This window comes from Erwinia persicina NBRC 102418, assembly GCF_001571305.1.
Lineage (GTDB): Bacteria > Pseudomonadota > Gammaproteobacteria > Enterobacterales > Enterobacteriaceae > Erwinia > Erwinia persicina.
In genome coordinates, this window is sequence record NZ_BCTN01000002.1 from 278,347 (window position 1) to 300,606 (window position 22,260).

18 protein-coding genes are annotated in these 22,260 nt (G+C 54.3%); 5 read left to right on the forward strand and 13 right to left on the reverse strand.

All coding sequences use genetic code 11. The annotated features are described in order from the left end of the window. The first annotated feature begins 214 nt into the window (after positions 1 to 214). Complete coding sequence (locus tag EPE01S_RS04190; protein WP_062743338.1) at positions 215 to 2,116, forward strand: aliphatic sulfonate ABC transporter substrate-binding protein; 1,902 nt, start codon at positions 215 to 217, stop codon at positions 2,114 to 2,116. A 457-nt stretch (positions 2,117 to 2,573) separates the two neighbouring features. Next, positions 2,574 to 3,614, forward strand: a complete 1,041-nt coding sequence (locus tag EPE01S_RS04195; protein ID WP_062743339.1) for an acyltransferase family protein — start codon at positions 2,574 to 2,576, stop codon at positions 3,612 to 3,614. Between the two features lie 44 nt (positions 3,615 to 3,658). Here EPE01S_RS04195 and EPE01S_RS04200 read toward each other — a convergent pair whose 3' ends face one another. Continuing rightward, positions 3,659 to 4,930 carry an MFS transporter gene (locus tag EPE01S_RS04200; protein WP_062743340.1) on the reverse strand — a complete coding sequence of 424 codons (1,272 nt, stop codon included), beginning with the start codon at positions 4,928 to 4,930 and terminating at the stop codon, positions 3,659 to 3,661. Beyond that, entirely contained in the window at positions 4,927 to 6,351 is a 1,425-nt protein-coding gene (locus EPE01S_RS04205; RefSeq protein ID WP_062743341.1) for a M20 family metallopeptidase, read from the reverse strand. The genes EPE01S_RS04200 and EPE01S_RS04205 overlap by 4 nt, the downstream gene beginning before the upstream one ends. A gap of 161 nt (positions 6,352 to 6,512) precedes the next feature. Here EPE01S_RS04205 and EPE01S_RS04210 point away from each other — a divergent pair, with 161 nt between their 5' ends. Beyond that, positions 6,513 to 7,436 (forward strand): LysR family transcriptional regulator, encoded by a 924-nt coding sequence (locus tag EPE01S_RS04210; RefSeq protein ID WP_062743342.1) that lies wholly within the window; start codon positions 6,513 to 6,515, stop codon positions 7,434 to 7,436. A 55-nt stretch (positions 7,437 to 7,491) separates the two neighbouring features. On the opposite strand, the gene EPE01S_RS04215 is transcribed toward EPE01S_RS04210, so the two are convergent. Next, positions 7,492 to 9,084 (reverse strand): ABC transporter substrate-binding protein, encoded by a 1,593-nt coding sequence (locus EPE01S_RS04215; RefSeq protein ID WP_062743343.1) that lies wholly within the window; start codon positions 9,082 to 9,084, stop codon positions 7,492 to 7,494. Positions 9,085 to 9,211: 127 nt separating this feature from the next. Here EPE01S_RS04215 and pepT point away from each other — a divergent pair, with 127 nt between their 5' ends. Then, the gene (gene pepT / locus EPE01S_RS04220) at positions 9,212 to 10,444 is read left to right on the forward strand and encodes a peptidase T (protein ID WP_062743344.1); all 1,233 of its coding nucleotides are present in this window, start codon (positions 9,212 to 9,214) and stop codon (positions 10,442 to 10,444) included. A gap of 388 nt (positions 10,445 to 10,832) precedes the next feature. Here the strand turns inward: pepT and EPE01S_RS04225 are convergent, their stop codons facing one another. From EPE01S_RS04225 to EPE01S_RS04260, 8 genes are all read right to left on the reverse strand, one after another. Further along, positions 10,833 to 11,201 carry a VOC family protein gene (locus tag EPE01S_RS04225; RefSeq protein WP_062743345.1) on the reverse strand — a complete coding sequence of 123 codons (369 nt, stop codon included), beginning with the start codon at positions 11,199 to 11,201 and terminating at the stop codon, positions 10,833 to 10,835. A gap of 217 nt (positions 11,202 to 11,418) precedes the next feature. Continuing rightward, positions 11,419 to 11,739: a hypothetical protein gene (locus tag EPE01S_RS04230; RefSeq protein WP_062743346.1), complete on the reverse strand. Its 321-nt coding sequence runs from the start codon at positions 11,737 to 11,739 to the stop codon at positions 11,419 to 11,421. Positions 11,740 to 12,048: 309 nt separating this feature from the next. Beyond that, positions 12,049 to 13,296, reverse strand: a complete 1,248-nt coding sequence (locus EPE01S_RS04235) for a hypothetical protein (protein WP_062743347.1) — start codon at positions 13,294 to 13,296, stop codon at positions 12,049 to 12,051. Positions 13,297 to 13,298: 2 nt separating this feature from the next. After that, positions 13,299 to 14,438, reverse strand: coding sequence for a hypothetical protein (locus tag EPE01S_RS04240; protein ID WP_062743348.1), 1,140 nt, complete (start codon positions 14,436 to 14,438; stop codon positions 13,299 to 13,301). A 372-nt stretch (positions 14,439 to 14,810) separates the two neighbouring features. Continuing rightward, a complete protein-coding gene (locus EPE01S_RS04245; RefSeq protein ID WP_167550577.1) occupies positions 14,811 to 15,104 on the reverse strand; it encodes a Y-family DNA polymerase in 294 nt (97 codons plus the stop codon). A gap of 29 nt (positions 15,105 to 15,133) precedes the next feature. Then, positions 15,134 to 15,835: a helix-turn-helix transcriptional regulator gene (locus tag EPE01S_RS04250; RefSeq protein ID WP_062743350.1), complete on the reverse strand. Its 702-nt coding sequence runs from the start codon at positions 15,833 to 15,835 to the stop codon at positions 15,134 to 15,136. 70 nt (positions 15,836 to 15,905) lie between these two features. Next, positions 15,906 to 16,682: a transporter substrate-binding domain-containing protein gene (locus EPE01S_RS04255; RefSeq protein ID WP_062743351.1), complete on the reverse strand. Its 777-nt coding sequence runs from the start codon at positions 16,680 to 16,682 to the stop codon at positions 15,906 to 15,908. A gap of 24 nt (positions 16,683 to 16,706) precedes the next feature. Then, the gene (locus EPE01S_RS04260) at positions 16,707 to 17,876 is read right to left on the reverse strand and encodes a methionine aminotransferase (protein ID WP_062743352.1); all 1,170 of its coding nucleotides are present in this window, start codon (positions 17,874 to 17,876) and stop codon (positions 16,707 to 16,709) included. A gap of 115 nt (positions 17,877 to 17,991) precedes the next feature. On the opposite strand from EPE01S_RS04260, the gene EPE01S_RS04265 reads away from it, so the two are divergent. After that, the gene (locus tag EPE01S_RS04265; RefSeq protein WP_062743353.1) at positions 17,992 to 18,840 is read left to right on the forward strand and encodes a LysR family transcriptional regulator; all 849 of its coding nucleotides are present in this window, start codon (positions 17,992 to 17,994) and stop codon (positions 18,838 to 18,840) included. Here EPE01S_RS04265 and EPE01S_RS04270 read toward each other — a convergent pair. Both EPE01S_RS04270 and EPE01S_RS04275 read right to left on the reverse strand, forming a co-directional pair. Then, a complete protein-coding gene (locus tag EPE01S_RS04270) occupies positions 18,837 to 20,483 on the reverse strand; it encodes a methyl-accepting chemotaxis protein (RefSeq protein ID WP_062743354.1) in 1,647 nt (548 codons plus the stop codon). The two genes, EPE01S_RS04265 and EPE01S_RS04270, sit on opposite strands and share 4 nt — an antisense overlap. Positions 20,484 to 20,720: 237 nt before the next feature. Further along, complete coding sequence (locus EPE01S_RS04275) at positions 20,721 to 22,250, reverse strand: carboxylesterase/lipase family protein (protein WP_062743355.1); 1,530 nt, start codon at positions 22,248 to 22,250, stop codon at positions 20,721 to 20,723. Between the last annotated feature and the right edge of the window lie 10 nt (positions 22,251 to 22,260).

Here is a 22,260-nt window from a genome sequence, read left to right on the forward strand (position 1 = left end):
ACATTAGCAGGAAGCGTGCCAACCATTATTTTCTTTAAAATCATTATAAATCAATAGATTGAATTTCATTATGGCTGACCATTGCTGCTGCATAAGCAGCAGGGGCTGACCGGATACTGTTGCATTTGCAGCAAACAGAGCGTTCGCCCTCTCGCCACGGGTGCGTTGCCAGGATACGCTTTTCGTCCCTTATACTCCGTGCAGGAAGGACACCATGGCGCATCCCGGCCCGTTACTGATTGACCCGGCTTCTCTGGCTTTTCAGAGCGTACTGGATCGGCTGGCACCGACCGATGCCACCGTGCTGATCGTCGGTGAAACCGGCACGGGTAAAGAAGTTGTCGCCCGTTATCTGCATCATCACAGCCTGCGTCGCGGACAGCCGTTCGTCGCCGTCAACTGCGGCGCGCTGACCGAAAGCCTGGCGGAGTCGGAACTGTTCGGACATGAAAAAGGGGCGTTTACCGGCGCGGCTGACCGCCATCAGGGCTGGTTTGAGGCCGCAGAGGGCGGCACGCTGCTGCTTGATGAGATCGGCGAGCTCAGTCTGCCGTTACAGGTAAAGTTGCTGCGCGTTTTACAGGAACGTGAAGTCACCCGCGTGGGCTCCCGCCGCCCGGTGAAGGTCAATGTGCGGGTCATTGCCGCCACGCACGTCGACCTGGCCCATGCGATCCGTGAACGCCGCTTTCGTGAAGATCTCTTCTACCGCCTTAACGTGGCCGCCGTCACCCTGCCGCCGCTGCGCCAGCGGCGCGAGGACATTCCCGTGCTGGCTGACCACTTCCTGACGCTCTATGCCCGCCGTCTGGGCCGGCCGCAGCTGCGGCTCAGTGAAGAGAGTCTGGCCACGCTGATGGAATATGCCTGGCCGGGCAACATCCGCGAGCTGGAAAACACGCTGCATAATGCCGTTCTGCTGAGTAAGGAGTCGCTGATCTCGCCGCATCAGCTCAGGCTCAACCCCGCTATTGCTGAACGGCAGCCTGCGGGAGAGCGGGCGCTGGATACGTTTATCCTGCAGCAGTTGCAGAGCGACGACGGGCCGTTGTATCAGCGGATGGTCGACGCGCTGGTGCGTAACGCCTTCGCGCTGTGCGGTGAGAATCAGCTGCAGACGGCGGCCCTGCTGGGGATCAGCAGGAACACACTGCGCACGCATCTTGGCCATCTGGGGCTGATCAAAGCCCGGCGCAGCCTGGCCACACCGGGGCGGCGCGAACCCACCCGCGATGCCGTGCAGGATCGTGAACTGCGTATCGGCTATCAGAAGTTTGGCAACCTGGGCGTCCTGAAAGCCCGGCAGACCCTTGAAATGACCTTCGCCCATCGCGGCGTCAGCGTGCTGTGGAGTGAGTTCCCGGCCGGGCCACAGCTGCTCCATGCTCTTGATAATGGCGAGATCGACTTCGGCACCACCGGCGAAGTGCCGCCGGTGTTCGCCCAGGCGGGAAACAGTCCGCTGCGGTATGTGGCCTGGGAACCTGCCGCCCCGCAGAGCGTGGCCCTGCTGGTGGCGCAGGACAGCCCGGTACGAACGCTGGCTGACTTAGGGGGGAAGCGTATTGCGGTAAACAAAGGGTCAAACGTGCACTACCTGCTGGTGCAGATGCTGGATGAGGCCGGGATGACGCTGAACGACGTGCGCGTCGTTTACGCTCCTCCCAAATATCCCCTGACGCCCAGCGATTACCATGCGGTCGATGCCTGGATGATGTGGGATCCACTGCTCAGTGATGCCGAGCAGGATGGCCAGCTACGGGTGATTGCCGACGGCCGGGGACGGGTGAGTAACCACCAGTTTTATCTGGCGCACCGCGACTTTGCCGCCCACTCATCCGATTTGCTGCACCCGCTGCTGGCCGCACTGGCCGATACCGGAAATTATATTGATGCAAACCGTGCGGAAGCCGCCGCGCTGCTGGCTGCCGAACTCGGGCTGTCGCCGCAGGCGCTCTCTCATGCGCTGCTCCGCCGCAGCCATCAGACCCGGCGCATGGATCTGACCGTGATCCGCGCCCAGCAGACCATTGCTGACCGTTTTTTCGCGCTGGGCTTACTGCCAAAAGCGATTAACGTCCGGGAGGCCGTCTGGCACGACCCCGACGCGGCCTGAGCTGGAGCTTTTTGGGCGGATCTTCTGAGACAAAATGCCCCATTCTGTGAATGATCCCACCGGAACAGAGGCAAGCGACCACAGCGAGTTGTTAAAAATCAGAAAGATAACGTAAAGGCGGAAATATTCATAACATCAAATAAACTGATGAATCAGCGACTAAAGGAGAACGCATTTATCCATAACATAGCGGTTAATTCCTAAATAACCGTCGCGCCTATGTTTACATTTGGAATTACCTTTACGCTGGAGTAAAGTTTATTCGTCGTTACATCCCGGGCAGTCTTGCACCGTGATATGTTCGCGCATTAAAACACCATGGGATCTTTCCCTATAGCAGACTTATAAATTGGCTGTGAACGGCCTCTCTTTGCTTTTATTTTATTTTGGTTATTTTAATTTTACATCCTTGCTATTAATTGATTCCTGGACACATAAAAATCCACGGAGGTTGGCGGTGAAAAACTCAATCCTGTCGATTACCTATCTGCGGGCGGTTGCCTGTATGCTGGTTGTCGTCTGTCATGCGGAAAGTTTTGCAGGAAAATTAAGTCCGGGCTTTTTTTCCGGCTTATTTGGCTATGGGGGGGCAATCGGAAAACTCGGCGTCTACCTGTTCTTTATGATTAGCGGTTATCTGATGGCCTGCGTACACTGGGAGGACTTCGGCCAGGGAAAAATGGGGCTGTTTGTCAAAAAACGCCTGGTACGGATATTACCGATGTATTACTTATTTACGCTGGCCACTATTATGGCCTGGGTCGTCAATCCGGGATGGTTCCCGGCAACGGTATTAACGCCGCTGGATGATATTCTGTCGCTGTTATTTATACCGTCAGTGTATATAAAAGAGCTGGGTACGCTGACCCCGGTATTATCCGTAGGCTGGACATTGTGTTATGAAATGCTGTTCTACCTGATCTTTGCTATTGGCATGATGTTCCGCCGCCGCAGTGGGATGACCTTTATTTTCCTCACTATTTTCGTCTTAATAGCGCTGGGTGCATCCGGTCGTTCGCAGCAGCCTTATTTCCAGTTTTACACTGACAATATCATGCTCTACTTCCTCAGCGGTATTGCCTGCTTTATGCTGCAAAAACGTCTGCGTCAGCGCTATGCTCACAGCGCTCTGTCGTTGACGCTGATTGTCGCGCTGCTGACGGTATCCACGCTGTGGCTTCAGGGTTTCCTGCAGTTGCTGGTTCTGACGCTCTCCTTCTTTATGCTGACCGGCCTGGAGTTTGCCTCACAACGTCAGACAAGCCTGACGCGGCTGATGACCGGCATTGGCCTGGCGTCGTATTCCATCTATCTCTGCCACCGCCTGTTTATGGGGGCGCTGGAGAAGGTTCTGCACGTCCTGCTGCCTTCGGCCAGTACCGCCACGCAGTATCTGGCGATGCTGGTGTTAACGGCAGCGTCGGCGGTGGTCGGCTATCTGATTTACTGGCTGATTGAAAAACGCGCCACCCTGGCCTTGCGCTTTAAGGCCAGCTAGTACGAAAACCCCCGTGGCCGGATTATCCGGCCACGGGGGTTTGCTTATCGCCCTACCCGTCGCTGACTGTTAAACAACGCCACCGCACTGAACACCGCCAGCAGCATCAGATAGTAGCTGGGGGCCAGGCTGGAGCCGGTCATGCTGATCAGCAGCGTGCAGATCAACGGCGCGAAACCACCAAAAATCGTCACCGCAACGTTATAGCTGATTGCCATGCCGCTGGCCCGCGTGCTCATCGGGAACAGATCGGCCATCATCGACGGCACGGTGGAGAAATACACCGACTTCAACAGCGCCATCCAGCCGACCAGCAGGATCAGCGTGGTCGGCGTGGTGTTATTGGCCACCATCCTGAAGGCCGGATAGATAGTCAGCGCCAGCAGGATCAGCGATCCCCACATCAGCGGCACCCGCCCCACTTTTTCCGCCCACAGCCCCATCAGCGGCGTGACCACCGTCAAAATGATCCCAGCCACCAGCGTCGCGGTAAAGGCGGCTGAACCCGGGAGATGCAGGGTTTTCGTCGCATAGGTGGGCACATAGTTCAGCATGTAGTTCACGCCGGTTGAGATCACCATCAATCCCATCGCCAGCAGCAGCAGTGTTTTCTGCCGGCCCATCAGATCCTTCAGCGGCGCGTGGGACTTCGGCTGGGCAACGAAACTGGCAGGCTCATGGACGTGGCGGCGAATATATAAACCGACCGGACCAATCAGCAGGCCAAAGGCAAAGGGAATGCGCCATCCCCAGTCCTGGATCTGCGCTTCCGTCAGCCAGGCGGTCAGGCCAAGGCCAAACGCCGAGGCCATCAGCGTGCTGGCCCCCTGGGTGGCAAACTGCCAGCTGGCGATAAATGCCCGGCGCTGCGGAAAATGTTCCACCAGGAAGGCCGTCGAGCTGCCGAACTCGCCTCCGGCTGAGAACCCCTGAATCAGACGCGCCAGCAGGATTAATACCGGTGCCAGCAGGCCGATGCTGGCATAGGACGGCATCACGGTAATCATCAGCCCGCCCAGCATCATCAGGCTGATCGACATCAGCAGCGCTTTTTTGCGCCCCACCCGGTCTGCATAGGCACCGAGCACCACGGCACCCAGCGGGCGGATCAGGAAGGAGACACCAAAACTGCCGAAGGTCAGCAGCAGCGACACCGACGGGTCCTGCGTCGGGAAAAACGCATGGGCAATATAGCTGGCAAAAAAGCCGTACACGGCAATATCAAACCACTCCAGCGCGTTACCGATGCAGGTGGCAAACAGGGTTTTATACAGGTTTGGGGTCACCGCCTGCGGGGACTGTACGATCTGGCTCACTGGCCTTCCCCCTGTGCGCGGTGCGCACGATGACGGGCCAGCAGCGCAGTGCCCTGTTCGCCTAAATCCCAGAACAGTCGGGTCATGATCTGTAATCCTTCCCGGGCGATGGACTTGAGCATATGTTCGTCAACCGCGTGCTGCCCGCAGGCCGGATAGGAGTGCGGGATCCACAGCGTTGGCAGGCCCAGGGTGTGGGCAAAAACATCATTCGGCAGCGAGCCGCCAAGGTTAGGCAGCAGCGCCGGTTTTTTCCCGCTGGTACTGGCGATGACCGCCAGCGCCCAGTCAACCAGCGGATCGCGCGGGTCCAGCCGCGTGGCCGGTGAGCCGCGCAGCACCTCAACGGATACCTGCGGGAACCCGTGGGCATCGAGGTGTTCACGCAGATGCGTGGCAATATTTTCCCAGTCGGTCCCCACCACAAAGCGCAGCTGGCATACCGCCGTGGCACTGCCGGGAATGGCGTTCATCGGACGGGCCGGATTGCCGGTCAGGAAAGAGAGTACCTCCAGCGTATTCCAGCCGTACAACCGCTCGGTTGGCGTCAGCCCTGCTTCACCCCAGTTGGGATCAATCTGCGGGCCATTTTCATCACCCACTTCGATATCACTCAGGATGGATTTCACTGCCGCACTGATGACGGGCGGCTTCAGCGCATCCACCTGCAGCTGACCCTGCTGACTGACCAGGCAGGCCAGCGCATTCGCCAGCTGAGTACCGGGGTTGGTCAGCAGTCCCCCCCAGTTGCCGGAGTGATAATCCCGGTCGCGGGCGTGGATGCTGAGGCGGAAGTTGACCGCCCCGCGTGAGCCGAGGAACAGCGTCGGGCGCACCGCGTTGAGGCGGGGACCGTCGGAGGCCATAAAGATATCGGCCTTTAACCGCTCGCCGTGGCGCTGACACAGTTCCGCCAGGCCGGGCGAGCTGATCTCTTCACCCATTTCAAACAGGAATTTGCAGTTAAAACCCAGACGTCCGCCGCGTGCGGCCACCACCTGCTCCAGCGCAGCGATATTGACCGAATGCTGGCCTTTGTTGTCCGCGCTGCCCCGGGCGTACCAGCGGTCGCCCTCCTCCACCAGTGCCCACGGGGTCAGACCGCTGCGCCAGTTTTCATCGTCGCCAAACACCACGTCGCCGTGGCCGTAACACAGCACCGTCGGCAGCACGGGGTCTTCGATGCGGGTGGCCAGCAGAAACGGACGGCGCGGGGCCTGGACATTCTCAATCTGTTCGGTGGTAAACCCCAGCGCCTGCATCGCCGGTACCATCTCCTCCTCCAGGTAGGCCTGGATCACCTCGTCACGATCTTCCCGCTGGCTCTCACTGCGTATCGCCACCCGGCGTGCCAGCACCCGTTTGAATTCGCCACTGTCAAAGTACGCCGTGGCCTGCGCTACCGCCTGTTCACCTGTCATTGTGTCTGTCCATTTTTATGATGTGTGTTTTTTGTCTTTGCCACTCCGTTTTAAGCTAGAATCCTGCCTTGCCACAATTATCAAATAATCAAACTGGCTTTGCCGTAAAAGCAACGCTCCGCTGCACGATAAGTGAACATGCACCCCCAGGAGGCAGACCGATGCACAGCAGTGAGATCCGCTATTTCCTTGCCGTCGCCAACAGCGGCTCGCTCAGTGCCGCCAGCCAGCAGCTGTTTGTGGCAGTCTCCGCCATCAGCCGGCAGATCCAGCGGCTGGAAGCGCGGGTCGGCGCACCGCTGTTTGAGCGGCACGCGCGCGGGATGGTGCTGAATGATGCCGGGCAGATTTTCGAAAACCACGTGCGTAAAAGCATGATGGATATGGAACATGCGATTGCGGAGATCAAAGGACTGAAGGCCATCAGGCGCACCGCCCTGCGCGTCGCCTGTACCGACGGCATGGCGTTCAGCCTGTTGCCGGTGCTGTTCACACAGTTTCGTCTGCTGCACCCGGGCGTCAGCTTTCATCTGACGGTGGGCAGCGCGCTGGAGGTGGCAGAGATCATGCGCCGGGGGGAGTGCGACGTGGCCTTTCAGTTCAGCCTGTACCCGGAGCGCGGAGTGGAAGTCGTCGCCGCCTGGCCCGCACCGGTACTGCTGGTGATGCGGCAGGATCATCCGCTGGCGCAGCAGCAGGTGCAGCTGAGTGACCTCAACGCTTACCCGCTGGCGCTGCCGGATGCCGGAACCACGGTACGCCAGCTGTTCGACCTCTCCTGCCGCATGAGCGGCACCTTTGTTGAACCGGCGCTGACCTGCAATAACTTCAGCACGCTGTATACCTTCCTGCTGCAGACCCCGGCGGCGATCACCATTTGCAGCCAGTTTACGGTGATGTATCAGGCGGTGGAGCATGGGCTGGTGCTGAAGTCGGTTGGCGCCGACCAGCTCAGTCAGCGTTCGTTACAGGTACAGACAGCCATTGGCCGTAAGCCGGGTCCGGCGCTGTCGCTCTTTCTGGAGTTTGTCCGGCAGGAATTAAAGCAAAAGGATGACAGCATCAGGGCGATCTTCGCATTTTGACAGGGCACGCGGCGGGCGGGAAAAAGGTCGCCCCCGACGGGGGCAACCCGGTTTTTTATTTCATCTCCACCTGATAGAAGATGTGTTTGCCAAACGGATCCACTTCGTAGCCGGTTACCTCTTTACGCACCGGTTCGAAAATGGTCGAGTGAGCAATCATCACCGCCGGGGCCTGGTCATGCATGATCTGCTGCGCTTCGCGATACATCACGACGCGCTTGTCATGATCCTGCTCGGCGCGGGCGGCGGTGATCAGCTTATCAAACGGCGCATAGCACCACTTAGACGAGTTGGAGCCGCCGTTAGCAGAGGTGCAGCTGAACAGCGGACCGAAGAAGTTATCCGGGTCCCCTGTCGCCGTGGTCCAGCCCATCAGCGCGGCCTGATGCTCGCCGTTTTTCACCCTTGAGAGATATTCGCCCCATTCGAAGCTGACGATGTTGGCTTTAATCCCCACCTTCGCCCAGTCGGCCTGGATCATCTCTGCCATGCGGCGTGCGTTCGGATTATAGGGACGCTGTACCGGCATCGCCCACAGATCGATGGTGGTACCCGGGGCGATGCCCGCCTCTTTCAGCAGTGCTTTGGCCTGTTCAGGCGCGTAATCATAGTCTTTCAGATCCTGATCCGCGCTCCACACGCCCGGGGGCAGCAGGTTTTTTGCCGCCGTGCCGGTGCCCTGGAAGACCGCTTCAATAATCGCGGGCTTGTTAATGGCCATGCTCAGGGCCTGGCGTACTTTGACGTTGTTAAGCGGTGCTTTCTGGGTGTTAAACGCCAGGAAACCGGTATTCAGCCCGGCCTTATGCATCATGGTGATGTTGGGGTTGGCCTCAAGGCGCTTGAGATCGGCGGGATTCGGGAACGGCATCACCTGACATTCGTTCTTTTCCAGCTTGGCCGCACGCACCGAGGCATCCGGCGTGATGGTGAAGATCAGACGGTCGAGCTTCGCTTTCCCCTGCCAGTATCCCGGGAAGGCGCGGAACAGAATGCGGGAATCTTTTTGATACTGGGCCAGTTCAAACGGCCCGGTGCCAATCGGTTCCCGGTCGACTTTTTCCGGCGTGCCGGCTTTCAGCATGGCATCGGCATATTCTGCCGAGAGGATCGAGGCAAAGTACCAGCCCAGGTCGGCAAGGAACGGCGCTTCGGCATGAGCCAGGGTAAAGCGCACGGTATGATCGTCGATTTTATCGATGCCTTTCAGCAGGGTACCAAACTCCAGGCTTTCAAAGTTGGTGTAACTGCCGTTCGAGACCTTGTGATACGGATTGGCCGGATCTTTCTGGCGCATAAACGAGAAGATCACATCGTCAGCGTTAAAGTCTCGCGTCGGCGTGTAGTTTTTATTACTGTGGAACTTCACGCCCTTGCGCAGGTGGAAGGTGTAGACGGTGCCATCGGGGCTGATCTCCCAGCTTTCCGCCAGTGACGGGATCAGTGTGGTGGTACCGGGCGTAAAGTCGACCAGGCGGTTGTAAATGGGTACCGCGCTGGCGTCGACGCTGGTGCCGGAGGTGTACAGCTGCGGGTTAAAGTTTTCTGGTGATCCCTCAGAGCAGAACACCAGCGTCTTCGCTGAAACCGCTGACGCGACGGTCAGCGCCAGAGCCGCCAGTACCGTGCGTAATACCGCTTTCTTCATCTCCATCCTCGCTTTTTATTTGACATTATCAGGGGGTGGTGCGTAAACCTGTAAATAACCCATTCATGAATAACATGATTTCGCACATTACCGAAATCATGCTGCCCGAGACAAATAAGGAAAGCTTATGACAGATTCACTGGCACGCCAGCTTACTCAACGTTTTTATCGCTACCTGGCCGTTACCAGCCAGAGTGATGCGGCGGCCACCGTCCTGCCCAGCACCCCGGAACAGCATGAGATGGCCCGGCTGCTGGCTGACGAACTGCGCCAGCTTGGCCTGCAGAAGGTGGTTATCGATGAGTTTGCCACGGTAACGGCGGTGAAGCCCGGCAATCGCCCCGGCGCTCCACGCATCGGTTTTATCACCCATATTGATACCGTTGATGTTGGCCTCTCCCCGCATATCCATCCCCAGACCCTGCGCTATGAAGGGGAAGACCTGTGCCTGAATGCTGCGCAGGATATCTGGCTGCGCCGGACGCAACACCCGGAAATCGAGGCCTATCACGGCCAGGATATTATCTTCAGCGATGGTACCAGCGTGCTGGGAGCCGATAACAAAGCCGCCGTCACGGTGGTGATGACGCTGATGGAGAACCTGACCGACGCCCAGCCCCACGGCGATATCGTGGTGGCTTTTGTTCCGGACGAAGAGATTGGCCTGCGCGGCGCGAAGGCGCTGGATCTGAAAAGCCGCTTTGACGTGGACTTCGCCTATACCATCGACTGCTGCGAACTGGGGGAAGTGGTGTATGAGAACTTTAACGCCGCCGCCGCAGAGATTACGCTGACCGGCGTGACGGCGCATCCGATGTCGGGCAAGGGGGTGCTGGTCAATCCGCTGCTGATGGCCTGGGATTTTATCAGTCACTTTGACCGTCAGCAGACCCCGGAGCATACCGCCGGACGCGAAGGCTATACCTGGTTTAATGATATGCAGGCCAACGCCAGCGAGGCGCACCTGAAAGCCTCCATTCGTGATTTCGATCTGGCCAGCTTTGAGCAGCGTAAACAGCAGATGCATCAGGTGGCGGAGATCATTCGCCAGGCCTATCCGACCGGCAAGGTCGCCGTGTCGATTTCAGATACCTACAGCAACATCAGCAATGCGATCGGCGACGACAAGCGCCCGATTGACCTGATCTTTGCCGCGATGAAGGCACTGGAAATTGAACCGAAGGTGATCCCGATGCGCGGCGGCACGGATGGTGCAGCGCTGTCTGCAAAAGGGTTATTAACGCCGAACTTCTTTACTGGCGCGCATAATTTCCACTCAAAGTTTGAGTTCCTGCCAATCCCGTCCTTTGTGAAGTCTTACCAGCTGGCTGAGAAAATCTGCCTGCTGGCAGCGGAGTAATTTCTAGTGGGCCTACCGGGAAATACGGCCTTCCGTGGGGCTCAAGGATCCCTTTTTTTGTGGCTGACAGTTTGGCTTCAGGTCTGAGGCCAGTTTGAGCACGCCGGATCGGCAAAGTCCGCATCCCTGCGGGCCTCGGCACGCGACGTCCTGTCGCGTGACGTCCGGCTTACCTCAAACTGGCCCCATCCCCGCAGCACGGTTGCACGCTGTCGGTTTTAAAACCGGCAACCCGATGTGCCGTCAACAACCGGTGCGTCGGTGAACGAAGCTGACGAAGGGATTCGCTGCGAGTGTACGATGTGCCTGACGCAAGCCCTCGACCGCTCCGCCCACTTCGGGTAAAAGCGAAACACCCTTGACGTTGACCTGCACCCGCGAGTACGCCTCATTCCTCATAAACATACACACGTAGACGATGCCCGTCCGGGTCGCAGGCGGTAAAGGTATATCCGAAATCCAGCGTTGCTGGTGGGTCGAGGATCTCAACGCCCCACGCCTGCCATTGGCTGAAGAGACTATCCACTTCGTCACGACTCTCTGCGGTAAACACAATCTCCGACTGGCTGGTTCCGGCACTCACCGGTGGCGTCACCCCGGAGGCGATCCACAGCCCGAGACGACCGCCAGACGGCAGGATAAACATGGCAAAAGTGGATGATAATTCGACGGCATCAACGTTCAGTATCCGCTGGTAAAAGGCCGCGCTGTTAGCCGGGCTGGCAACATACAGAATGGTGAAATCAAGTGCTTTCATTTGGGGTTTCCCGTTTAGTGACTGGACGGGAACAGACTAGGCGATGCGACTGACAGTTTTTGTCAGTAGGCTATCTAACGTCAGCCAAATAGCCCTATGAGACTGGTTGGGCTGAATGGGTAGATGCTAATTCATGCATGAGGTAGTTCAGGGGTTGGGGCATTTAGCATGCAGATTTATGTAGCTTAGCTGGTTAACCTTATCTCCCAGCAACGACTCAGAATTGATTGTGCAAAAAAATTTCTTCTGCCAGATCACCGTGATAGATCGTTCGGATAAATAAAGTGTCATCCTTAATTGTATAGCTTCGCTGGATATCCGTCGGCCGCTCACCATACCAGCGGGGTTCAACAAGAGTTTCATCCAATATTCCAATAGTATGGCCATCTGTAGAACGACAACGATACGAGAAAACCTTACCATCCTGTGGTCGCGCGTACTTCACTCGTGCAGAGCCATCTTCGACCTTTGTCGCAACCATGATAGAGATATCACGCTGGAGCATGACGTTTAAAGCTGCACGACAGATGTCTGTCATTAGGTATTCATTACTTGCAGCCCATAGCTGTACAGGCATCATACAGAGCAGGACAAACAATCTTGTGGTTATCATGATGGAATCTCATAATGGACATTCGTACTATATCGACTACGGAAGACCAAACTTTAGGTCCAATATCCTTTCTTTAGAAGATTTTTCCCTTTAAGTTCACGATGGACTTAAGAATCCAAGTTTCCGGAAATGATTTTTGAATGCTCTATACCGACTTTCTGCAGATACAGTTTGAATCCTTATGCTGTATAGAAAGTTAGGCAACTTTGCTTATTTCTAGTTGCCGTTTTCCTCCTAAGTTTGGTTAAGAATACTCATTTCTCGGTGCAAATCTGTATTCGACAAAACAGCCCTAATAACAGACAAGAGTAGTCTTTCCCCAAATTCAGATATAAACCCTTCATCTGAGTAGCTAAATACATACTCACTTATTCGGTTATGAGCAATTGAACATCGAATACGATATATCCAATATGATATAATTTTTACAACAAACCCATTAAACAACTCAGCATCATCCTTTGGGATAAATTTAACTTTATTACCACCATGAATTATTTGGGTTGATAATGATGATGATGTATAATTGCTTTCTGAAAGAAATTTATTATGAACGGCCCAACGTGAGTCATCTGACAACGGATTACCTTCTTTACTATACTCCTGAAACATATCTTTAGCTATAGACTCGTAGTTTAACACTAAAGCCATAGAATTTACGATCTCAGAAAAATCAGTAACATAGTTTTTTATTATATATTCTAAATGGGAAACCTCATTACCCTTGCTACATATTTTCAATGCTTCCGCATACCCTTTCAAATCATTAGTATTAATTGATTTTAATTTTGACACCCTAACGGCATCAAATAATAACTCCAGTTGATGATAGTATTTTAGATAGCGCTCAAATGTACTTAAAGAATAGATAGCCAGAACCATGGACTCATCATGATTCATCGAAGGATATTGATATTTATTCTTTATTTTTATAGTGCAAGGTGCTCTCACCTTACCAATTGGCTTTTCTTTGTGTGTATACCCCCCCCATAACTCAGATGTATTCATTATAGAAAGATAATGCTCGTACTGATCGGACTCTACAACAACATAATGCTTGCTAAATTTATATTCAGTGTCATACACACCTGTACAAATTGAATCATAGAAGAATGCGAAAAGTCTGTTCTCAGACAGTGAATGGATTGATTCTACTTCACCATCAAGATCCATTAAGCATAAAGTTGCAATTAATTGATTATCTTCATTATGAATCTCAACATCTTGAGACAAAGATGTATCAATTGACTTTTCAATTTCAAAAACAGGTATGACCACTTTGCCATTAGCACTCAAATGCTTATTATCAATTATTACAAGATCGAGAGGAGGTGCTACCTCACCTACCAGAGAAATATCTCCTTCCTGAAACTCAGGTTGTATTCGCTGTGCAAATTCATCTGGTTGCAAATCACTTAGCATACTTTCATATAACTCAATGTATCTGTTTTTTAATTCCACAGTAAGATTTAAGTTTTCCATGTTCATTCTGCCGCTAATGGCCAACAGTTGCTTAAATGAGTTTCACCACACTCTCTTATAAACTCTTTAAAGCCAGTATGAATTAATTTCCTAGTTATGAAACCCATATTTGCTTTTTTAGAAAACTGCCCTATTTTGACATTGTTGAAATTAACTAAACCTAATGGGTCTTTATCGCCATTCCGTACTCTTATGAATAGAGATTCTATAGCCTCATCAACGCGACTTTTCTTGTCATTTTTCAAACTTTGTTGAATCGCACTAAATAATGACATCATTACATTTTCCGAACCAAACCAAATTTGCGCATCACCTAAGTTAATATTATGCTCTTCTTCCAGAGGTTGTACATTAGAATAAATATCCCAAAACATTCTATCTAATTCAACAAATTTTTTTAAATAAGAAATGTATTCTTCAAACTGTGCTGTAAGTTCACTTTCAGATAAATCAAATGATCCTTCATCTATAAGCTTTTGAGCAACTAAATTCTCTTTGTCTGACTCATGTGAGGATGTAATAAATGCATGATACGATGAAACAATGTTACTCAGATGGTATTTGTTGGGTTGCGTCCTGCGTTTTGTATCTTTCTCCGTAAAAATTTCTATTGAAGGTATCTCAGGAGCGATTGTTTCTTTCAGGGACATAAATAACAATTCGATCTGATGTCTCATAGACATTGCTTTTTGCCCTGAGTTGAGAACTATCATTCTATAAATCAATTTACTAAGATTAGGTTCAAGCCAGTATTCTAACAACAAAGTCTGGTTTTCTTTAAAAACTACACCACTCTCCCTAAGATCATTTAATATATATGTTCTTTGAAGACCATCTAGAATATCAACCACGCCATTACTTGAAAGTAAGCTCTCAATTTCCTTTTCATCATTTAAATTATTTATAATATTCTCCACCAAATGATGCTTTACTGATAGTGTAATGGAGGGCAAGAGTGCACCTTCAACAATATCCTCTTTTAATCGCTTATATGCTTTATGCGTTTCTCTTTTCCTCTGAATACTAAACTCACCAAAATCACCGCCAACAATGTCCAAATACTTTTCAGGGGAAGCCTGGCAATATATTACATGAGTATCACTCTTCAGATCCTTTGTATTACCGATAACTTTAAATGTCATAACGCAACCTTAGTCCAAGATTTCATAAAATTAACTAGTTTATAGTTTTCTTAAGATAAGTATAATAGACTTAAACGTAATGTTAAAGAATAAATTCCCTTAATGTATAAATCACATTTTGAAACTGCGTTTCAAAAAATAATGAATATTCGATAGCATAATATACCGCGCACATAGCCGTTTCTCCTCATGACCAGTGATACGTGCACCGAAAGAACGAGAACAGACAATATGCCAAACGCTTCAAACTTAACACAGGGTTCGATACGTGATTCAAGTAAAGTTCGCTCCAGAACAACATTGAATTTTCTGCGTATGCTCCGCGCTAAGCTCTGTCCGCAAGGTCCAGTGCAATTTTCAATACTTATCAGGTTAAACGTCACCCACTTTAATCATGCTAAGCCGTTTTAGCTGGCGATCAAGGTCCACCATTCCACCCGTTTTCTTCCAAGTCTTGGCAGCATAGTTGGCCAGCTTCGCAAGCGTTTTAGTGTGAGCAATGCCCATGCCGACAGTGAGATGAGTTTCACGTAAAATACGGGCTCTAACATCACACCCGACTTGCTCCAACAACATGCAGTTGCTGACGCATGTCATGTTCAAAAAAGCTTCGTCGATGTAAAAGAAAAGATGAATGGGTATGGAGTGAATTACCCAAGCAGGCAAGGGTTTACAGGAATAGTGCTCAATCTTTGTCAGTAGCCAAATCCCTGAGCAGAAATATTATGGCGTTCCCGCCACGCTTTCATCAGTTGTGTGCGAGCACGTGGATACCGCTGCGCGGTGACCTGCAGGTGGGTGAAACGATCAAGGCGAAAATGGCGGTAATCATCGCGTGTTTCGCACCAGGCTACGAGCACCTGAACAGAGTCAAAAAAACCAATCGCAATGGGCCAGACTCTGCGCCGGGAGCTAACGTCTTTCAGATCAAGGTAGTCGATTTCTATGATGTTCTGCCGGCTGATAGCCTGACGTAATGCGCCAACGTCGATACTGATAGCCAACTCCGCCTTCGCCGGGCCAACCATCAGCGGGGATAGTTCCAACTGCGAACGCAGTTCGGGTGGCAAAACGTCGGCAATCTTGCTTAATGCGGAGTGCGCCGCGGCGGCGAGTTCGTTATCGGTCCGGCGCGCAACCCAACGGGAACCGAGTACCAGAGCCGCAATTTCCGCGGCGTTAAACATTAACGGCGGCAGGGTAAAGCCGGGTCTTAATACATAGCCCAATCCGGGTTCACCCACGATATCCGCCCCTTGTTGCTGCAAAGTGGCAATATCACGGTAAAGCGTTCGCGTACTGACATGCAATTCACTGGCAAGTTGTTCAGCCGTAATGGGGAAACGGTGGTTACGCAAAAGTTGCAGCAGATCGAGCAGACGTTGAGCACGTGACATAGTGGTTATCGGCGGTTCGGGGAGGATGTCAGGGACGGCCAGCAGGGCTGGCCGCCGGAGTGGCGTAACGTTACTTCACCGCCACATCAATACCCGGGAAGAACTTCGCGGCCAGTTTGGTCACGGTACCATCGTTTTGTATCTTAACGATAGCGGCATCCAGCGCTGCTTTCAATTTGGCATCGTCTTTACGCAGACCAAATCCAATGCCGACACCGAGTACCAGCGGATCTTCCACGGCCTTACCGGCGAAACTAAATGCTTTCCCCTGCGGTTTTTCCAGGAAGCCAGACTGACCGGCAGCCGACATCACCAGGGTTCCGTCCAGGCGTCCCGCGACCATGTCGTTGTAAACCTGGTTCTGATCCTGATACGGTGTCACCGTCACACCCTGCGGCTCCCAGTGTTTTTTCGCATAGGTTTCCTGCACGGAACCCTGCAAGACACCGATGTTCTTGCCCTTCAGGCTCTCCACGGTAGGCAGCAGCCCCGACCCTTTTTTGGCAATCAGCATGTTGGGGATGCGGTAAATCGGCTGAGTAAAGCCGATGCTTTTCATGCGGGCTTCAGTGATGTTCATCGCCGAGTTGATGGCGTCGAATTTTTTCGCCGCCAGTGCCGGGATCAGGGCATCAAAACTGCTTTCCACCCAGCTGCACTTGAAATTGCCCACCTGGCAAATCGCTTTGCCCAGCTCGATGTCAAAGCCTTCCAGCTCGCCTGAGGCGTTGCGGCTTTCAAAGGGCGGATACTGTGACTCCAGACCGTAGCGCAGCGTATCCTGCGCCAGCGCTGACACCGACGACAGCAACCCGACTGCCACAAACAACGCATTCAGTTTTTTCATTCATTTACCCTCAAGGTGATGCTGTTAGCGAGGCTTGACCTGACAGAGTGCGCGTGCGCCTGCCTGCAAGGTGGCTTCGTCTTTTGCGAAAGAGAGACGGATCAATTTGTTGTCTGTCCCATCGGTATAGAACGCTGACAGCGGAATAGTCGCCACGCCGTGATCAACGATCAGCCGTTTTACCATTTCACTGTCAGACTCGTCACTGAAATCTGCATAGCTGGCCAGCATAAAGAACGATCCCGCCGATGGCAGCAGCGTGAACGGTGAGTCCTGCAGCAGGCAGGCCAGCTGATCTCGCTTACGCTGATAAAAGTCGCCCAGCCCCAGGTAGTGCGCCGGTTGCTGAAGATACTCAGCAAAGGCCACCTGCATCGGCGTATCGGCCGAGAACATCATAAACTGATGCACTTTCACCACCTCCTCCATCAGCGCTGCCGGGGCCAGCAGATAACCGATGCGCCAGCCGGTAACGTGAAAGGTTTTCCCGAAGGAGGAGACGATCACACTGCGCTGCGCCAGCTCCGGATGGGTGGCCATGCCGTGATGCTGACGGCCGTCAAACAGGATATGTTCGTACACCTCATCCGACAGCACGACGATATCGGTATGGCGCGTCAGCGCCGCCAGACGGTGCAGATCCTCCGCGCCCAGTACCTGGGCGCTGGGGTTGTGCGGCGTATTGATGATGATCATGCGGGTCTTCGGCGTAATAGCAGCCGCCACCTCATCCCAGTTAATGGCAAATTCCGGCACCTGTAATTTCAGGCCGACCGGGATTGCGCCCTGCAAGCGCACGATCGGCGCGTAGCTGTCGAACGCCGGTTCAAAGAAGATCACTTCATCCCCCGGATGCACCAGCCCGGCGATGGCCGAATAAAGCCCTTCACTGGCACTGGCGGTGATCAGAACTTCACTGGCGGCATCATATTTTTGCCCGTAGAGCGTACCGACTTTGGCCGCCAGCACCTCTCTCAGCGCGGGCAGCCCGGTCATGGTCGCATACTGGTTATGCCCCTGCTGCATGGCTCGGGTTACCCCCTCTACCAGCAGCGGATCGCACGGAAAGTTCGGCGCGCCCTGTGAGAGGTTAATGGCGTTATGCAGCGCGGAGAGCTGGCCTATTACTGAAAAAATCGTGGTGCCAACATCCGGGAGTTTAGAACGCTGCTGCACCGCAGAAGTGAGGGTCATGGCGACTCCAGTCGGGAAAAGAGTGATGATGCCAGTTCTACGTGGCGGCACTTGAGGCGACAAGCGAATTGTTGTCATAATAGCTATGACTTTTTCTCATTGCTCAGAGAACCCGATGTCTCAGCGTCCGCTGCCGTTAAATGCTATCCATGCTTTTATTGTGACCGCCCGTCACCTTAATCTGACGCACGCCGCCGGCGAGTTGTGCATCACTCAGGGAGCGGTGAGCCGCAAAATCGCCGCGCTGGAGGCCTGGCTGGGGTTCCCGCTGTTTGACCGCCACGCGCGCGGCCTGCACCTGACGCCGCAGGGGGCCAGCCTGTTGCCCGCGTTGCAGAGTGGTTATCAGCAGATGCACGATGCCGCACAGCAAGCCAGCAGGCAGCACACCACCATCCGACTGAAAGCACCCACCTGTGCCATGCGCTGGCTGGTACCGAAACTGGTCGCACTGGAAAAAGCGCGCCCTGAGCTGCACGTTTCGCTGACCACCACCGTGGATCACCACAGTCAGTTAGCGCATTTTGATGCGGCGATCCTCTACGGCAGCAGCCCGCGCAACAGCGTACTGCTGTTCGAAGAGGCGCTGACGCCGGTGATGGCACTGTCGCTGCTGCCTGCCAGGCCGGCGATCGACACGCTGTCCGGGATGACATTTCTGCATCCCACCGCCGACAGCCGCGACTGGCAGCTGTGGTTACAGGCGCAGCAATGCACGCTGGTGATGAAGCGGAATCAGCATTTTTCCACGATGGATCTGGCGATCAGCGCGGCCATTCAGGGATTTGGCGTGACGGTGGCCGATGTGACGTTAATTGCTGAGGATCTGAGGATGCGACGTCTGGTGGCACCCTTTGCGGGCAGTGTGAAAACGGGCGCGGTCTACAGTCTGATCCGACGCCCGTCTGCTCTGTCGCCACCGCTGCTGGATGAGCTGGTGGCATGGTTAAGTCAACCGTCTTAGAAGGAGACCCATTCGTCAGCGGCGCCAGCCTTCGGCGCACCCGAGCTTCTCAGCGGACTTTTCAGCGCCGCTGGCCGGGCAGCCGCATGACCCGCAGGCGCACTGCTGGCTGTCAGGCGGAATTTGGCCACCGACAGCGTCAGCTCTTCCGTCTGGCGTTCCAGCGCACTGGCTGCCGCCGAAACCTGCTCAACCAGCGAGGCGTTCTGCTGGGTGACGCTGTCCATTTCGGAAATCGCCGTTCCGACCTGAGAAATCCCCTTGCTCTGCTCTTCCGAGGCGGAGGCAATCTGCTTCATGATCTCCGTGACTTCTGCCACCGACTGCAAAATATCGTCCATGGTACTGCCCGCTTCACCAACCAGCTTAGATCCGGTATCCACGCGGGAGACGGAGTCGGCAATCAGCGTTTCAATCTCTTTTGCCGCCCCGGCACTGCGCTGCGCCAGATTACGGACTTCACTGGCAACCACGGCAAAACCACGCCCCTGCTCTCCCGCACGGGCCGCTTCCACCGCCGCATTCAGCGCCAGGATATTGGTCTGAAAAGCGATGCTGTTAATGACCGTGGTAATTTCAGCGATTTTCTTCGAACTGCCGGCAATGCCCTGCATGGTGCTGACCACTTCACTGACCAGTTTGCCGCCCTTACTGGCGGTTAAAGAGGCATTATCTGCCAGCGAACTGGCCTGGCGGGCGTTATCGGCGTTGAATTTCACCGTCGCAGTCAGTTGCTCCATGCTGGCTGCCGTCTGCTCCAGGGCCGAGGCCTGCTCTTCCGTACGCGAGGAGAGATCGTTATTACCGGAGGAAATTTCTGCGGCACCGCGATGGATATTTTCAGTCCCGCTGCGGATTGAACTGACCGCATCACGCAGGCTGTCCTGCATTGCCCGCAGCAGCGGAACCAGCTTCCCGACGCAGTTGCGGCCGAAATCATTGACGGGCTGGGTCAGGTCACCATCGGCAATCACGCGGAAGTGTTCCCGAATGGTGGCCAGCGGACGCACCAGCATCACCACCAGATAACGATCGGTAAACAGCAGGATCAGCAGTCCGGCAATCACCGCCATCACCAGTACCGCTTTGGTGGTGTGGGTCAGATGATCGACCGTGATGCGCGTGGCATCGAGCTTATCGGCAGCGGCGGTATTAAATTTTTCCACACTGGCACCGAAATCGCGGCTGAGGGCTGGCGTCACGCTGGCAGCGTGGCGACGATAGTCATCCGGCGATCCCTGCTGTGCCAGACGCACCTGGGGCGCAACCCCCTCATCCAGCAGCTTCTGCCAGCTGGCAATCGCACTGGCGGCATACTGCGCATCCAGCGGGCCCGGTGACTGTTGTTTGAAATCGGCCAGCAGCGTGGTCATGTTATCCAGCGCTTTCTGCACCGACGCCATGTCCTCCGGTTTTTTGGATTCTGTGGCACGGGATAAACGCGTGATAACGCGGAAATACTGGTCGTTACCTTTGCTTAAGGTGCTCATCTGACCGACCAGATGGCGATCGACGGCATTGCCCTCGCTCAGCTGGTTCAGGGAATAAACGCTGTACAAGCCTACAGCGCCCCAGAGCAGGCAGAAAATGCCTAAAATCCACAATAATACTGCGCGGATTGTATAATTTTTTAAGAATTTCATAGTGACTCCGTGACCTGGTGATACCGATTAAAATGTTGTTATCTGAGGGCTATCACCCTTAGTTATCGGCACGGAAGCAGAGGAAACTCAAAAAATTAACACGACTTATATTGCAGCATTTTTGCCCTTAGTTTTCCCAGGGTAAATCATAACTTATTGCTATGATGCGGTTTTATTACAGTTTAGGGCATTTTAAATACAGCAGAATATATTAAGTATCAGGCTGGTAATGCGGCGCTATTCATGGCGCAGATGGACAAATGCCTTCATCAGCAGACGAAACACCTGCATTCTGCGTCGCATAAAGCGTTTTTCAATGGCGATCCCCGCCTGGCCATTCTGACCGAAACGCAGGGTGATATCCTGCCGGGGGCGCCAGGCAGGCCAGTCCGTTTCGCCGCTAATCTGGGGTGAAAATACCGTCACATCCCGCGCAAAACGCAGCCAGTATTCACTGACACGCCATGAAAAATCCCGGTCTGCCGCGGTGAACGGGCGGGCACTCTCCGTCGGTTCCATCTGCGCCAGCGTATTCAGGACATAGGGAATTTCATTGCCGTGCCAGGTCCCGTGCGCGTAAAGATCGCGCGCGTTCTCTGATACGTAATCAAAGTAATAGCGCCAGGTTGGTGTGCCTGTGCGGTGCTGGGCCAGCGCCGCCACATAGCCCAGAGTGGTAAAGGTCATATCCCGGGCCACCTGTCGCCCGAGCTCCGCATCATCCCACACGTCACGGTACAGTAACTTGATCAGCCGCAGCGCCAGCGGATGCTTCGTACGCATATCCGCGATCACCTTTGCTGCATCCACGCCAAAAAAGGCCAGCACGCTTGCTTCATCACTGTTGTTGCCAATCATCAGCGGCAGCCGCTGCTGTTGGCCGGAGGCGAAAGCGCTGAGCATCGGCTGCGGCAGAACGCAGTCCCCGTGGATCGCCACCGGCCCCAGGGTGAGCGAGCGCGCCAGCGGCCAGAACGCATCCGCTGGCAGGGCGCGCAGTTGCTCCGCGCTGGCATCCTGCAGATCGAAATGACGGGCCAGCGCTTCGCCTTTTTGCAGGGCTTCTGCCCGGGAGACGTCCGGGACGCTGTAGGCACTCTGTACAATCCCCTTATGGAACAGTCCTTTTGCCATCGGTGAAGCAAACAGGGACAGTACGCTGCGGGCACCGCTGGATTCGCCCATCAGCGTGACGTTTTTCGGGTTTCCACCAAAGGCCCGAATGTTGCGCTGTATCCACTGCAGGGCAGCGATCTGATCGAGCAGCGCAAAGTTATTCACCACCTCGCCGTCAGCATACTCGCGGTCCAGCGCCGGATGCGCAAAGAACCCCAGATGCCCCAGACGGTAGTTTAGTGTGACAACCACGGCGCCGCGTGCCGCCAGGGGTGCCCCCAGATAGGGCGTTAACCCGCCGGATCCCACGGTGTAGCCTCCACCGTGGATCCACACCATGACCGGCAGCGGTGTGGATGGCTCTGCGTCCGGCGTCCAGACGTTCAGATACAGGCAATCCTCGCTGAAACCCCCGGGGTCCCCCCCGCCTACCGCCAGACAATATTCCAGGCTCTGCCAGCTGGCAGGCCCCCACGCTGTCGCTTCTTTTTCCCCTTCCCAAGGCGTGACTGGTTTTGGCGCTTTCCAGCGTTGTTCACCCACGGGGGGCGCGGCGTAAGGAATGCCCTTAAAGACGAAGACGTTCTCCTCCCTCTTCCCGCGCAGGCAGCCTTCTGCCGTCATAATCCGTAATGTCTGTTCGTTTTTCATGGGGGCTTCC